This is a genomic window from Clostridium massiliamazoniense (assembly GCF_001403635.1).
In the GTDB taxonomy this organism is placed as follows: domain Bacteria; phylum Bacillota; class Clostridia; order Clostridiales; family Clostridiaceae; genus Sarcina; species Sarcina massiliamazoniense.
Genome location: NZ_LN879466.1, coordinates 647,019 through 662,511, shown reverse-complemented (window position 1 = coordinate 662,511; position 15,493 = coordinate 647,019). Strand labels below are relative to the sequence as shown.

The 15,493-nt window shown below is 27.2% G+C and carries 11 protein-coding genes and 1 other annotated feature; of the genes, 5 read left to right on the top strand and 6 right to left on the bottom strand.

Annotated features, from left to right (window positions below):
- Positions 1-4: 4 nt before the first annotated feature.
- The 4 genes from ARA19_RS03855 to ARA19_RS03840 form a co-directional block, all read right to left on the bottom strand.
- On the bottom strand, positions 5-1,885 hold the full coding sequence (locus ARA19_RS03855; RefSeq protein WP_055069622.1) for a hypothetical protein: 1,881 nt from the start codon (positions 1,883-1,885) through the stop codon (positions 5-7).
- 223 nt (positions 1,886-2,108) lie between these two features.
- Entirely contained in the window at positions 2,109-3,338 is a 1,230-nt protein-coding gene (tyrS, locus tag ARA19_RS03850) for a tyrosine--tRNA ligase (RefSeq protein WP_055069621.1), read from the bottom strand.
- A gap of 75 nt (positions 3,339-3,413) precedes the next feature.
- Positions 3,414-3,649: a binding site (T-box leader), on the bottom strand.
- 476 nt (positions 3,650-4,125) lie between these two features.
- On the bottom strand, positions 4,126-4,539 hold the full coding sequence (locus ARA19_RS03845) for a hypothetical protein (RefSeq protein WP_055069620.1): 414 nt from the start codon (positions 4,537-4,539) through the stop codon (positions 4,126-4,128).
- A gap of 361 nt (positions 4,540-4,900) precedes the next feature.
- Positions 4,901-5,971: a sensor domain-containing diguanylate cyclase gene (locus ARA19_RS03840; RefSeq protein ID WP_055069619.1), complete on the bottom strand. Its 1,071-nt coding sequence runs from the start codon at positions 5,969-5,971 to the stop codon at positions 4,901-4,903.
- Positions 5,972-6,445: 474 nt separating this feature from the next.
- Between ARA19_RS03840 and ARA19_RS03835 the strand changes: the two genes are divergently transcribed.
- The gene (locus tag ARA19_RS03835) at positions 6,446-8,101 is read left to right on the top strand and encodes a glutamine--tRNA ligase/YqeY domain fusion protein (RefSeq protein WP_055069618.1); all 1,656 of its coding nucleotides are present in this window, start codon (positions 6,446-6,448) and stop codon (positions 8,099-8,101) included.
- A gap of 71 nt (positions 8,102-8,172) precedes the next feature.
- Here ARA19_RS03835 and ARA19_RS03830 read toward each other — a convergent pair whose 3' ends face one another.
- Positions 8,173-8,484 (bottom strand): hypothetical protein, encoded by a 312-nt coding sequence (locus ARA19_RS03830; RefSeq protein WP_147574353.1) that lies wholly within the window; start codon positions 8,482-8,484, stop codon positions 8,173-8,175.
- Between the two features lie 500 nt (positions 8,485-8,984).
- On the opposite strand from ARA19_RS03830, the gene ARA19_RS03825 reads away from it, so the two are divergent.
- The 4 genes from ARA19_RS03825 (at position 8,985) to ARA19_RS03810 (ending at position 14,533) form a co-directional block, all read left to right on the top strand.
- A complete protein-coding gene (locus ARA19_RS03825; protein WP_055069616.1) occupies positions 8,985-11,717 on the top strand; it encodes a sigma-54-dependent transcriptional regulator in 2,733 nt (910 codons plus the stop codon).
- 232 nt (positions 11,718-11,949) lie between these two features.
- Complete coding sequence (locus tag ARA19_RS03820; RefSeq protein WP_055069615.1) at positions 11,950-12,246, top strand: PTS sugar transporter subunit IIB; 297 nt, start codon at positions 11,950-11,952, stop codon at positions 12,244-12,246.
- 152 nt (positions 12,247-12,398) lie between these two features.
- Positions 12,399-13,811: a PTS sugar transporter subunit IIC gene (locus tag ARA19_RS03815; protein WP_055069614.1), complete on the top strand. Its 1,413-nt coding sequence runs from the start codon at positions 12,399-12,401 to the stop codon at positions 13,809-13,811.
- 176 nt (positions 13,812-13,987) lie between these two features.
- Positions 13,988-14,533 (top strand): DUF3284 domain-containing protein, encoded by a 546-nt coding sequence (locus tag ARA19_RS03810; protein ID WP_055069613.1) that lies wholly within the window; start codon positions 13,988-13,990, stop codon positions 14,531-14,533.
- 195 nt (positions 14,534-14,728) lie between these two features.
- On the opposite strand, the gene pstB is transcribed toward ARA19_RS03810, so the two are convergent.
- On the bottom strand, positions 14,729-15,493 hold the full coding sequence (gene pstB, locus ARA19_RS03805) for a phosphate ABC transporter ATP-binding protein PstB (protein WP_278321663.1): 765 nt from the start codon (positions 15,491-15,493) through the stop codon (positions 14,729-14,731).

Sequence of the window (15,493 nt, the reverse complement as noted above, 5' to 3'; positions counted from 1 at the left end):
CCCCCTATATTAATCTATCTAAAATACTATTTTTAGAATTATTAAAGAAATCTCTATAGGTGCTTATATCACTTTTTTCATGGACTTTCTCACTAACAAAAATATAAGGCATAAATCCTAATAGTTCAAGTGATTTTTCTAGCTTACCTAGATTTTCTCTAATATATTCTATATTTTCCTTTTGTATTTTTATTTCTACATTAAGTTTTTTATCTACAAAACTTAATAAAGCATCAACCTCACCAATATTTATAGTTTTCACTGTTAAAGCAAGTTTCACATTATTTTTATTTACTTTTTTTCCCTCTGCTCTTTCATCTTTTATAACTAGTCTAACTCCATACTCCTCTTTATTAATATTTACTGGTACATCTAAATAATAATACTCATTACTAAAATCATTAAAAAGCTTAAAATCATTAATATTATTTTTTATTAAATTACTTATTGCTTCTGACTTATTAGATGATGATGATGCTTCTTTTATGAGATTCTTAATTATATTTTTCATCTCTTCTTCTTTATTTTTTATTTCACCCACTATATCTTTTGCATTTGTAAATAAAAATTTATTTTCTAAAAGTTTATTTTCCTCATAAATACCTTTCTTAAGAATATTCTCCAAAAGCTTATTTTCATTAGGAATATTTCCTTTAGGGATGTTTTTTAATTGCTTTATTCTTTCTTTAATATCTTCAAACTCTTTATTACTTATATCAATCTTTTTATCTAAAAATTCACTTAATTTTTCTTCTATATTTTCTTTACTTATTTTCCCCAAGAATATATCTTCTTTATTATATCCTAGACTTTCTAATATATTGAAAGATTCATCTTTTAATAATAGTTTACTAAAATCCACACTACTACTTTTATTTTCTCCCTCTTTATAATTTAATATTCCTTCAATAACCTCTCTATAGTTCATATCTTTACTTATATAATTTTCTTTAACTACTTCTTCATTAAGTTTATTATTAACAAATCCACTCCCAGTTACTTCTTTTTTATTGGTATTTTCATTATTAGTAAATTGAACCTTACTTTCTAAATCCTCTTTACTACTTAAATGATTTAATAGCTCTTTTTCCTCAAAAATATACTCAGAAGTTTCCACTTTATTATCTGAATTTATAGTATAACTATAATTTACCCCTTCATCTTCACCATGGAAAACAGCACCAAAAATTTCTTCATTAAATCCTGCTTTTTCAATATTTTTTACTATATCAAAAATACTTCCTTCTCCTTTGAACAGATTATTAAAGCTTTTTATATTTTCTTTATCTACCACTATATTATTTTCTAAAAGACTTGCCATGTTATCTTTGCTAAACTTTGATAATTCCTTAAAGCATTCCTTTAACTCATTTTTAAAATCTATATTTTTATATAAATCATCTGAAACTTTATTTTTTATATAATTATCTAAGGTTTCCAAAGACTTCTCAAAATCCTCAACAGGCTTTTCAGCTAAATTAAGAAAATTACTGAACTTATTAATATTTTCCTTAGTTAAAGGAACTTCATACTTTAACATAAACTTTAAAATATTCTTAAATTTCAAAGGAATCTTATTCTCCTTCATAAATAACTCTAAACTATTACTTATTTTATTAATAGGCGTATTAAGATTTCCTATAGTTAATTTAAGTTCTCCACCTTCATAGTTCAAAACTTCAAAACTATAGGATCTTCCCCTAATAAGTTTACTAATATCAACTTCAATCTTTGCCTTTAGTTCTTTCCCTCCCCTTAGAACTAAAGTAGCTTCCCCCTTAGCTAAATTAATTTCCTTAACCTCACCTTTAAATTTAATTCCCTTTCTTAAAACGTTATCTACAGTCTTAATAGGCTTTATATTTTCTATATTTGAAACTTGCATATTATAAATCCCCCAAAATAAACTATTCTTCCAACTAAAAAGATTATCGATAAATAAAATTAAGAATTAAGAATTTTAAATATTACTAAAAATTAAAAACTCTATATAGAAATGTATTACACAAGTCTATATAGAGTCTATTTTATGAACTTTAAGTTTTTATTTTTGCTTCTTATTAATTGTTATAAAATCTATCAAGAATCAATCTAAACTAATTTTCAATTTATGAAATTACTATTTTATAGTATTTCTTTTTACCTTTTTTAACAAGTACCATATCATCTACAAAGTCTGATTCTTCTAGTACTTTTTTGAAATCTTCAACTTTATTATCATTTATTGATAATCCACCTTGTTGAACCATTCTCTTTCCTTCACCTTTTGATGGGAAAACTTTATTAGCTACTAAAATTTCTAGTAATTCTTTTCCTAAGTCTTCTTTTTCTACAGTTATTGTTGGAACATTATCTAAGTTTGCTCCACCACCGAATAAAGCTTCTGCTGCTTCTTGAGCTTTTTTAGCTTCTTCTTCTCCGTGAATAAGTTTAGTTACTTCAAAAGCAAGAACTTTCTTAGCTTCGTTTATAGCTGAACCTTCTAAGCTTGATAATCTTTTTACTTCATCCATTGGAACAAATGTTATTAATCTTAAGCATTGTTCAACATCTTTGTCTCCAACATTTCTCCAGTATTGGTAGAAATCATATGGTGATGTTTTTTCAGGGTCAAGCCATAATGCTCCGCCTACTGTTTTACCCATTTTTTGACCTTCTGAATTTGTTAATAATGCACAAGTCATTGCATAAACACTTTTTTGTGATTTCTTTCTAACTAAATCAACACCAGCTATCATGTTTGACCATTGGTCATCTCCACCTAATTGCATTTTACAATCGTATTTTCTATTTAACTCATAGAAGTCAAAAGCTTGCATTAACATGTAGTTAAATTCTAAGAATGAAAGACCTTTTTCCATTCTTTGTTTGAAACATTCTGCAGCTAACATTTTATTTACTGAGAAGTGAACTCCTATATCTCTTATGAAGTCAACATAATTTTGATTTAATAACCAATCTGCATTGTTAACTAGTAAAGCTTTGTCATCTGAAAAGTCTATAAACTTCTCCATTTGCTTTTTAATAGCTTCAACATTATGAGCTATAGTTTCCTTAGTCATCATAGTTCTCATATCAGTTTTTCCACTTGGGTCACCGATCATAGCTGTTCCACCACCAATTAAAGCTATTGGTCTATGTCCTGCTTTTTGCATATGCGCCATGAACATCATTGCTATAAAGTGACCTACATGTAAACTATCAGCAGTTGGGTCAAATCCTATATAGAAAGTAATCTTTTCCTTTTCTAATAATTCTCTTGTTTCTTCCATATGTGTAAATTGTTTAATATAACCACGTTCAATAAGGGTATCTAAAACATTTTTTTCTTTTTCCATATTAAATTCCTCACTTTCTTATTCTTTATTAGATTAAACTTAAATTATTTGCAAAAAAAAAATTCCCATCCTACAACAAAGGACGAGATTATCGTGGTACCACCTTAATTCGTTATGAATAAAAGTTATATTCATAACCTTAACTAGACTAATAACGAAGTCTAACCGATGTAACCTATTTTACCTTTTTAGGTAAAGTTCAGCCCATAACTCCGAGATGTATTCAAAGTAAATATCTTAAAAGCTTCTCATCAACCAGCAATTTTCTGTTAAGTTTAGATACTTCTACTAGTTCTCTTCACAGTCTTTAATTATAAAGCTATAATAAATTTATAGCTTAAGCTTATCTTGTTCTTAATTATAGTACATTATTAAAGTCAAATGCAAGTACTATTAATATTAAATATGCACTATTAAAAATTTAATTCTAAATTTAAGTTACTCCTAAAAAAGCCTAAATCTATGGTTTAATTATATTTCTCTAAATTAAATAAGTCAACATATTTTCCTATTTTTTCTCTGGTGGATGAAGTCAAAACTCCACCTGAATTAAGTCTACATTTATAACTCTCATTATGGTTATGTAATAAAAAATAAGCTATATCTCTTTAATAAAGTGCTATTTAAATTTCTAAAATAGCTGAAGCTCTAAAACTCTTTAATAGCTTCAACTATCTTCATAATAATCACCTTAGATACTTTTAAACCTACTAATAAGATTTAATTAAGACTCTCTAAAAAACATATATTTATTTAAGGATTTTATCTTAACTAAATTTTATTAAACTCATGCCACATACTTTTTTATGAAACTTGGAATTTCCTCTAATTCCTTATGGATATTTATAAATACGTTTACATTATATTTTGAACTTAATTCCTCTAAAGAATTTAAATACATTTTTAACCCGTCATAATTATTACTATTGATAATTTCTCCAAAACCATCAATATATATATTTTCTATATCATAATCACTAGAAAGTAAACCATACAAAAATCCTTTAAATTCGCAATATCCACTAACTGAATAATCATCCATTGCAATGAATCTTATTTTATTATCAAGCATAAACATTCTTTTTTTATCGTCATCTATATAAACAGAATTTCCTTTTAAGTTTTCTACTTCGTCATTAGCTAATTTAATTAATGTCTTACTTTTTCCAGATCCTCTTTTACCACAAAATAATCTTATCATCGCAGACACCCCTTTATAAAATATTTTTAATATTTAAAGAACTTAATACTAGCTCACTAACTTTAAAAATCACCTCTATTTATATTTTTGATTCTCTTATATTTTATTATATTAATATATACAGTAAAAAAATCACTACTTCACACAATTTCTTATAATAATTTTTTATTCTCTTCTAATAAAACTCCCTATTAAAGTTCTAAATACATAATATTCATACTACAAATACCATATATAAAATAAAAAATTAGATTCTCCCAAAGAAAAACCTAATTTCATTCTTATTTATGTCTTAATTTGTAAAACTTATTAGTATAGATAAAATATAAAAACATCCTAATACAAATAATAATAAAAAATTTTAGAACTCTACTCTATTCTTACCATTAGCTTTTGCTCTATATAAATTTTCATCAGCTATTTTTATTATATGATCTATATCCATATTATCAGTTATTTCTTCCACAAATGCTACCCCAAAACTCATTGTTATTTTCACAACTCTCCCATCAACTAATCGTAAAGGAAATCGTTCAATATCATTTCTTATATGCTCTATTTTTTTCATAATTTCAACTTTATCTTGTTTATTTTCCACAAGCATTATTATTTCTTCTCCACCATACCTAGCAATAACATCCTTATCATTAAGATTAAAATTCATTATTCCTATAACATGCTTTAAAGCATAGTCTCCTACTAAATGACCATAATTATCATTTATCTTTTTGAAATTATCTATATCTCCCATAACTAAAGCAAAACACTTCTTTGATTTTGTCCTTGCTATTTCAGTAAAAACTTCATAAAAGTATTTTCTATTATATATATCTAAAAGCACATCCTTCTTTGCTGCTTCTTGTACTTTTTTGTATAAATTTCTATTAGTCAAAGCCATAGTCACTTGATTTGAAATATGCTCTAAAAATTTAATATCCTTTGTTTGGAAAAAACCATAATATTTATGTTCTACAACTATATATCCTATAAAACTCTCATTAGCTATTATAGGAACTGCTATTAAAGAATGTACTTCATCTCTATTTTTATCACTTTTAAATATCTTTTCTTGCTCATTTATTATAAAAGTTTTTCTGTCCTTCAAAAGTTTAAGTTCATAATGTATTTTAACATCTTCTATTCTCTTGCAGTTACTAACCTTTGCTTCTAAGGAAAATCCATTAAATATATGTATTGTAGAATAATTAACTCCAAGCACCCCTATTATGCTATCATTTATTTTTTCTAATAATTTATCATCAAATATATATAAGCTTATATATCGTCCCATTTCGACAATATTTGCAAATATACTTAAATTTCTTTCTAACTGATAGTTTGATTCCTTTAACTCAAGAAGCTTAGACTCTACAAATTTACGATAGCTTTTAAACTCTTCATTTAGTCCCTCATAAAGCTCTTTATAATCCATAAATCCCCCAAGATTCCTAATTTAAAAATGAAATCACCTAAAGCTTCTATCTTCAAATTTCTAAATATTTCAGATTATTACTTTAAATATTTCAAAGTATGACTTTAAGTAATTATTTATCATATTTTAAATTATTATATACTTTTCATTATAATTATACATTCATTATCATCTATAAAGAACAGAAAAAGCACTAAATAACAAAAAATTAACATATATTTATAGATAGTTTATATTTTTTATGATATATTTAAATTTATATAATAAGAAACTTGTTGAACTTAAAGTTTCTCCCTTGAAACAACAGTTCATAAATAGTTGAATGAGTATACAAATTTAAATTTTGTATGTTGAAATGAACTAAAATTTTTATTTATTAAATGAGTTTCAGAAATTAAACACTAGCATTTTTATTAACTTTAATCTTATAATAGAGTGTTGGAAATTAAAATTACAAGAAAAGGAAGGATAATTATGTCAAATACCCCAAATTCATCTAATTTTATAAGAAATATCGTAATTGATGATATTGAAAGTGGAAAGCATCAAGAAATAATCACTCGTTTTCCACCAGAACCAAATGGATACCTTCATATAGGTCATGCAAAATCAATAGTTTTAAACTTTGAATTAGCTGACGAATTTAAAGGAAAAACAAATCTTAGATTTGATGATACAAACCCAGTTAAAGAAGATACTGAGTATGTAGAATCAATTAAAGCTGATGTCAAGTGGCTTGGATTTGATTGGGATAACTTATTCTTTGCTTCAAATTACTTTGACACAATGTATGAAAAAGCAGTTCTTTTAATAAAGAAAGGATTAGCTTTTGTTTGTGACTTATCATCAGAAGAAATGAAAGAATATAGAGGTACTCTTACTGAACCAGGTAAAAACAGTCCTTATAGAGATAGATCAATTGAAGAAAACCTTGCTTTATTTGAAAGAATGAAAAATGGAGAATTTGCAAATGGTGAAAAAGTATTAAGAGCAAAAATAGACATGAGCTCTCCAAATATAAACATGAGAGATCCTGTTATATATAGAATTGCTCATTCAGAGCACCATAATACTGGTAACAAGTGGTGCATATACCCAATGTATGACTTTGCTCATCCAATTGAAGATGCCATAGAAGGAATAACTCATTCTATTTGTACTCTTGAATTTGAAGATCATAGACCATTTTATGATTGGGTTGTAAGAGAATGTGAAATGGAATCAGTTCCAAGACAAATAGAATTTGCAAGACTTAACATAACAAATACAGTTATGAGTAAAAGAAAGCTTAAACTTCTTGTAGATACAGGAGTTGCTGATGGATGGGATGACCCAAGAATGCCTACTATAGCAGGTCTTAGAAGAAGAGGATATACTCCTGAATCAATAAGAAACTTCTGTAGAGAAATAGGTGTTTCAAAAGCTTACTCAACAGTAGATTCACAAATGCTTGAATATTTCATAAGAGATGATTTATCAACTAAGGCTGAAAAGGCAACTGCTGTTATAGATCCTTTAAAAGTAGTTATAACAAACTACCCTGAAAATGAAAGTGAAATTCTTGAAATCCCTGCTGATCCAAAGGATGAAAGCAAAGGAACTATAAAAACTACATTCTCAAGAGAAATATATATAGAACAAGAAGATTTCATGGAAGAACCTGTACCTAAATACTACAGACTATTCCCAGGAAATGAAGTAAGACTTAGAGGTGCATATTTCGTAAAATGTACTGATGTAATAAAAGATGAAAATGGAAAAGTAACAGAAATTCATTGTACTTATGACCCAGAAACTAAGAGTGGTACTGGGTTCACAGGAAGAAAAGTAAAATCAACTATCCATTGGATAGATGCAAAGGATAATGTTCCTGCTGAATTTAGATTATATGAACCACTAATAAATGATGCTGAAGCTGGAAATAGTGCAAACTTCCTTGATGACATAAATCCAAATTCATTAATAATCAAACAAGGTTTCATGGAACCAAGAATAAAAGATGCTAAAATTTTAGATAAATTCCAATTCATAAGAAATGGTTACTTTACAGTTGACTCTAAATACACAACTGCTGAAAAATTAGTATTTAACAGAATAGTTCCATTAAAGAGTTCTTTTAAATTAAAATAATAAAAAGTAAAAATGGAGCTTTCTCTAAGATAGAATAAATCTTTTCTTGAGACGCTCCATTTTCTTTTAAATTACTTTAAAAACTTTTCAATAACAGGTATTATTTTATCTAATCTCTTTAGACCAAAATCTGCTGGTTTAAGTGTTACATAATCAACATTAATAGTATCTAAATCTGCTTTTATTTTATTTTCAACTATAATAACTTCTGGTGATATTAATACGGCTCTTATATCTTCTTCTTTAACTACATCTAAATATCTATCAGCTGTTTCAAATATCCATTCTATTGGTAGATTATTCTTTTCTACATATTCCTTTGCTGCTTTTTCAAAAGCTCTTGATTGCGGTAATCCTTTACTAACTACTAAAAACTTATTCATTTCTTTAATCATCCTTCCCCATAAATATTTGTTTTAATGCTTTGTTGTAATTATATTAATCATAGTAACAAATTTATTCTTAATAATATTTTTATTTCATAGCTACATAATTTAATAATTGCTAATATACTTAATAAATATAGCAAACACCATGCCAATTTTCGTAATTCTTCTAATAATCTATCTTAAGATAACATATTATTATCTTTAAAACCTCTCTGTATATACATGTGTATACCTTTTTGTATATTCACTTCACCTCTTTGTAAATTTTGCTTATCTATATTAATAGATTCCTTAAAAAAATCTTAATATCCTACATATTTTTTCATTTTTTATCTTTATAAAAAATTAATGTGTTTATTTTAAAATTTAATTTTTATACACAAATATTTTAAACTTTAAACACATTTTTATTGTAAAAATTTAGTAGTATAGTTTTTTATTGCTTTGGTCAAAATTTTTGAAATGTAAAATGGTATATTTTGAGAGGTGTATAAATGAAAAAATCCACAAATAAAGACTTGATTTTGGAGTATATTAAATCTAAAAATCAAGGTAATAATGATTCAAACTTCGGTTGTGAAACCAATGAAATAGCTGAAAAATTAAATATAAAAAGGGCTAATGTTAGTAAAATTCTTAATGAGTTATATGCTGAAGGAAAAGTACTAAAAATTAAAGGAAAACCTGTACTCTATAAAATAAATTCAAATATCCTTAATAAAAAAAATTCCTTCACAGTAAATATAGATAACATAATTGGAGGAAATAAAAGCTTAAAAAATTGTATTCAACAAGCTAAAGCAGCTATGCTTTATCCTCCCCATGGCCTTAATACATTGCTCCTTGGTGAAACTGGTGTTGGGAAAACTATGTTTGCTGAGCTTATGCATAGATTTGCTATAGAAAGTAGTATTTTTTCTCCTGAAGCGCCATTTATATCTTTTAACTGTGCTGATTATGCCAATAATCCTCAACTTCTATTAACTAGATTATTTGGTTGCAAAAAAGGTGCCTATACTGGAGCTGATAAGGATACTATAGGTTATGTTGAAAGAGCTAATAATGGTATTTTATTTCTAGATGAGGTTCATAGATTACCTCCTGAGGGACAGGAAATGCTATTCTACTTAATGGATAAGGGTGAGTTCACACCACTTGGTGAAACTGAACTTGTAAAAAAAAGTGAAGTATTAATCATCTGTGCTACCACTGAAAATACTAATACTACTCTCCTTCAAACTTTTAGACGTAGAATGCCTATGAATATAACCTTACCTTCTCTCCGTCATAGGACTTTTGAAGAACGCTTTGATTTAATTTGTGAATTCTTAAAAATAGAAGCATCTAGAATAGGAAAAGAAATTCTAGTTACCCCAAATAGCCTTAGATGTCTTTTACTTTATAATTGTTCTGCTAATATAGGACAATTAAAAAGTGATATACAACTTGGATGTGCAAACTCCTTTTTAAAGTGCATCTCTAAAGGCGAAAAAACTATCTATCTTGATAATAGTGATTTTGCTCCACATGTAAAACAAGGTCTTATACTTTATAAAAGACATATGAATGAAATTGATGCTATAGTTAAAGAAAATAAGCAAATTTCCTTTAAATCTAATGGTTTTGAAGAAGTAGTTGAAATTGTTAAAGGAAAATTGCCAGATAACTTTTATGAATCTATGGAAGGAAAAATCGAAGAATTCCAAAAGCGTGGCATAGATGATCAAGATATTAATGTAGTTCTTTCTAATGAAATAAATAGATATTTTAAAAAATTAGTTTCAGATGTTAGTGAAAATATAAATAAAGAAGAAATTTCAAAATTAGTTTCTCCTGAAATTATAGAAATGGTAGAAGATTTCCTTAATAATTCTGTAAAAGAATTAGATAGAGTTCTTCCTTCTAAAACATTTTACGGTTTATGTCTTCATATAGACTCCACTATAAAAAGATTAAAATCAGGTAAACTAATAAATAATCCTAGTTTAAAAGCCATTATTGATGAACATAGAGAAGAATATGCTCTTTCCCTTAGTTTTGTTAGTAAAATAGAAAAAAGATTTAATATTAAAATTCCTAATGACGAAGTTGGATTTATTACCATGTTTTTAACCTTAGGAAAAAATCCACACTTAGATGAAGCCAATTATCCTATTGTTATTGTTGCTATGCATGGTAATTCTACAGCAACTTCAATGGTTGATGTGGCAAGAAAACTTATTAATGCCCATAACATTTATCCTTATAATATGAGTTTAGATAAAAATGATTCTATGGCTTACAAAGAATTAAAAGAACTTATTCTATCTAATCATAGTGGTGGTGGTGTACTACTTCTTATAGATATGGGATCTTTAAAAATGTTTGCTCCATTAATATCAGAAGAAACTGGAATAAAAATTAAAGTAATTGAAATGGCTTCTACCCTTACTGTTCTGGAATGTGCTAGAAAAGCAATGATTGATAAAGATATTGATAATATATGTTACTCAGTACAAGAAAGTCATCTTAATTATCTTAACTCTAATATAACTAATCTTAAGGAAAATTTTACAGCTAAAAGTGATAATATAATCATAACTGTATGTTCCACAGGTCAAGGAAGTGCCTTAATAATAAAAGATATTATCCAAAAAAAGATAGATACAACTAAAAATAATATTCAAATAATTCCTCTTAATATTGATAATATTAATGAATTCTACTCTTCTGTGAATAATTTAGGAGAAGATAAAAACATTATAGCTATAGTTGGAAGCTTCAATCCGGAAATTTATGGAGTTCCTTTTATATCTATTGCTGACTTATTTTTAGATGACTCCTTGAAAAAACTTAAAAAATTAATTTCAAAAAATACTTCTAAAATTAATCCTCTATACATAGAAGTTATAGAGAGACATAAAGATAGGGTCAAAAGCTTTTTAAATGAAAATGATTATAAGAACTTTATATTTAGCCTTCTAAGTTTTATTGATAAAAATATAGAAAAAAATTTAAAAGAAGAAAAAGTTCTTGGATTAATCCTTCATTTAACCTGTGCCTTAGAAAGAATCTACAATTTAGAAAATAAAAAACTTAAATGCAATTTTAAAGAGCAAATAATATCATCCTATGAAAAAGAATTCCAACTACTAAAATCTTTTTTTAATAGTAGTAATAATTGTTCAAAACTAGAATTTAATGACGATGAAATTTGCTTTATCTTAAGAACTATTAAAGAATTTTAATAAGAAAAATTTAGCTTTAAACTAATAGTATATTACTTACAAATATGTGTATTATTTTAATAACAATGTGTATAGAGTGTATGGATTTTTATCCATTAAGCTCTATACACTATTTTTTTTTATTTATGAAAACGTAATGATTAAGCCATTCCACTTTTTTTGGCATAGAAGTTGCTCTAATATATGTCATAATTTATTTTAGATATTTTTTATTTATGAGGGGGATAAAAAAATGAAAAAAATATTATTAATTTGTTCAGCTGGTATGTCAACATCATTACTAGTTACTAAAATGCAAAAAGCTGCTGCCGAAAAAGGGCTAAGTTTAGATATTTCTGCTACTGGTTCAGGTACTTACAAAGCTGAAGCTGCAAAAGCTGATGTCATCCTTTTAGGACCACAAGTTAGATTTATGTTAAAAGAAGTTTCAACTGCTATTCCAGGAAAACCAATCGAAGTTATCGATATGAGAGCTTATGGAAAAGTTGATGGTGCTGCTGTAGTAGAGCAAGCAATAAAATTAATGTAATTAAATTTTCAGGTCTTATTTTTATATTTTATAGTTAACATAAATATTTATTATAGTTAACTAAATTAAATTTGTTAAAAAATATTTATTTATATATTTTTTAAGTTTTATGTTTTTTTATAATTTAATATTTATTTAAGGGGGAATTATTCATGAATTTCGTAAACAAACTTGGCGACTGGCTTGAAAAACACGTTATGCCTCTCGCTACAGTTATTGGTGGTCAAAGACATTTAGCTGCCTTAAGAGATGGTTTTATAGCTACTCTTGCTATTAACATGATTGGTGCAATGGCATCCTTAATCAACAACGTTTTAATAAGAGACTGGTCTCTTATCGGGGAACAATTAAACAAAATTGCCTTCTATAAAGAATCAATACAACCTACTTTAAGTAAGTATATTGAACCTGTATTATTAAGAATCAATTTTGGTACCCTAGCAATTATAACAGTATTTTTAGTTGTTAGTATTTCATATAATTTAGCTAAATCATACGAAGTTGATGGACTAGGAGCTGCATTATCTTCTACTGCTTCATATTTTGTTATTTTAGCAATTTCTAGAATAACTGAAGGTGCAGATGCTACTGGAGCTGTAGATGCTGCTGGAAAAGCCATAATGTTAAAAATTAAAACTGATGGTGCATTAATTCCATTTAGTGATTTAGGTTCAACAGCTATGTTCACTGGTATTATAGTTGCTCTTATTGCTACTGAAATCTTTGTAAAGGTTACCAAAGCTGGTTGGGTTATTAAAATGCCAGAACAAGTACCTCCTGCTGTATCAAGAGCATTTTCTGCTGTATTCCCTGCTGGATTATCTATAATGGTTTTCGCTATAATAAGTGTAATCTTTACTGATTTCATAGGTACTCCATTTAAGGATTTTATAGAGCAAATGATTCAAAATCCATTAATAAAACTTGGACAATCTCCATTTACTTATATATTTATGGTATTATTAGCTCAATTATTATGGTTCTTCGGTTTACATGGTTCAAACATGACAGATCCAGCTATGAACACAATGTATAAACCACCACTATATCAAAATATAGATGCCTTCAACAAAGGTGGAGCTGCTGCTGTTCCTAATGTATTAACAAGAAACTTCTTAGATGTTTATGCTATGCATGGTGGATCTGGTGCTACTTTAGGTTTAGTTATAGCTATTTACTTATTCTCTAAGAAACAAGAATACAAAGAGCTTGCTAAACTTGCTACTGCTCCTGGTTTATTCCAAATCAACGAGCCTGTAATATTCGGTTTACCAATGGTATTAAACCCATTAATGTTCATACCATTTGTATTTACTCCAGCTATCTGTGTTACTATAGCTTATATATTTACCGCAATAATACCGTTTGCTGATAAGATCGCTGCTGAAACAGCATGGACAACACCTCCAGTACTAGGTGCATTCTTAGCTACTAATGGTGATTGGAAAGCTGCTGTTCTTGCATTAGGTACATTCTTATTATCAATAGTTATGTACGCTCCATTTATTATTGCCGCTAACAGAATCGGTGATGAGGATGAAGTTGCTGCTGAAAGCATGAAATAATTTTAAATAAAAAGGTGATAGTGGGTTCTCCCCTATCATCTTTTTTTATTTTATAAAATCTTTTTAACTTTATTTAGCAATATCATTATATATTGTATAATTACATATATTTTACTAAAATTTATATAATTTCTATGATATAATTAATATAATAATCTACTTGGAGGTGCTTTTCCATGGCTATTAACTTAACAAATTTTATAAATGAAGTTGACTTAGATTACCCTAGAGATGAGGTATTTAAAATATTTAGAAAACAAGCTAAACAGGATTTTCCTAGATTTAATGAAAAAGAAGCTATTGGTACTTCTACTAGAAAGAAAATAGGTGCTTATTCTACAAGAACAGCTCAGGCTTACCTTGAAATAAGTGACTATATTCCAAATGAAGTTTACGAAGTAACAGTTATAACAAGTAAAACAAATACAACATTTAAATCTAGATATGAACTTAAAGACTTAGAAAATGGTGGAACACACCTTACCCTTATTCAAGATCAAGGGACTCCTGGTGTATTTACATCAATTAATACCATAATACAAAAGCTGCTTTTCAAAGGTAGAGTAAACAAAAAATTTGATTACTTAGTAGAAGGTTTAAAAAGAGAAATTGAAGGAGAAAGAAAAAGAATAAATCCTAAATATGTATCTCCTTATGATTCAGAGGTTGCAGCTGATGAAAATTCTAAAATTGAGGATCAAAAAGAATCAGTAGCTCCATAATAAAACCAGATAAAGGTCAGAAAGGATGTATCTATAATTTGATACATCCTCTCCTCCTTTTGTTTTCCGTAGCACCGGGAATGTGCTACTCCAGAATACTTTATTTAATTCCTAAAACTAGGATTTTATTTTTGTGGAGAAACACCTAAAGTATTCCTTAATCTATATAAAAACTTATTAGCTATTTAAAACTTTTTAACTAACTTTTCTCCCTAACTTCCTATCTCCAAAAATATATTTTATAGTTTTTTCAGATTTAGGACTACTAAATATTACTGAACTCTCATCAAATTCAACAACTTCCCCTTCATAAAAATAAGCTGTATAATCAGATATCCTTTTTGCTTGTTGCATATTATGAGTTACAATAACTACAGTGTAATCTTTTTTAAGTTCTACTATAAGCTCTTCTATTTTTTTTGTAGCAATTGGGTCTAAAGCTGATGTAGGTTCATCCATTAGCAATATATCAGGACTTATTGATATTGCTCTAGCTATACAAAGCCTTTGCTGTTGCCCTCCTGATAATTTTAATGCACTACTATTAAGTCTGCATCTAACCTCTTCATATAAACCAACCTTAATCAAAGATTCTCTCACAATTTCGTCAATTATTTTCTTATTAGTAATACCATGTATTTTAAGTCCAAATGCTATATTATCATAAATACTCATTGGAAATGGATTAGGTCTTTGAAATACCATTCCAATATACTTTCTAAGTTCTAACACATCATAACTATAAATATCCCTATCTCTATAAGTAATACTCCCCTTTATTTTTACTGAATCAATTAAATCATTCATCCTATTTAAACATCTTAAAAATGTAGATTTTCCACATCCTGAAGGTCCTATAAGAGCTGTAACCTTGTTTTTTTCAATATTCATAGAAATACCTTTTAAAGCTTGCACATTCCCATAAAACAATTCTAAATTATCTATTTTCATTTTTAACAA

What these genes read in the sequence shown, in the direction of transcription:
- ARA19_RS03855 (WP_055069622.1), bottom strand. Translation starts at nt 1,885, where the DNA reads ATGCAAGTTTCAAATATAGAAAATATAAAGCCTATTAAGACTGTAGAT.
- tyrS (WP_055069621.1), bottom strand. Translation starts at nt 3,338, where the DNA reads ATGGAAAAAGAAAAAAATGTTTTAGATACCCTTATTGAACGTGGTTAT.
- ARA19_RS03845 (WP_055069620.1), bottom strand. Translation starts at nt 4,539, where the DNA reads ATGATAAGATTATTTTGTGGTAAAAGAGGATCTGGAAAAAGTAAGACA.
- ARA19_RS03840 (WP_055069619.1), bottom strand. Translation starts at nt 5,971, where the DNA reads ATGGATTATAAAGAGCTTTATGAGGGACTAAATGAAGAGTTTAAAAGC.
- ARA19_RS03835 (WP_055069618.1), top strand. Translation starts at nt 6,446, where the DNA reads ATGTCAAATACCCCAAATTCATCTAATTTTATAAGAAATATCGTAATT.
- ARA19_RS03830 (WP_147574353.1), bottom strand. Translation starts at nt 8,484, where the DNA reads ATGAATAAGTTTTTAGTAGTTAGTAAAGGATTACCGCAATCAAGAGCT.
- ARA19_RS03825 (WP_055069616.1), top strand. Translation starts at nt 8,985, where the DNA reads ATGAAAAAATCCACAAATAAAGACTTGATTTTGGAGTATATTAAATCT.
- ARA19_RS03820 (WP_055069615.1), top strand. Translation starts at nt 11,950, where the DNA reads ATGAAAAAAATATTATTAATTTGTTCAGCTGGTATGTCAACATCATTA.
- ARA19_RS03815 (WP_055069614.1), top strand. Translation starts at nt 12,399, where the DNA reads ATGAATTTCGTAAACAAACTTGGCGACTGGCTTGAAAAACACGTTATG.
- ARA19_RS03810 (WP_055069613.1), top strand. Translation starts at nt 13,988, where the DNA reads ATGGCTATTAACTTAACAAATTTTATAAATGAAGTTGACTTAGATTAC.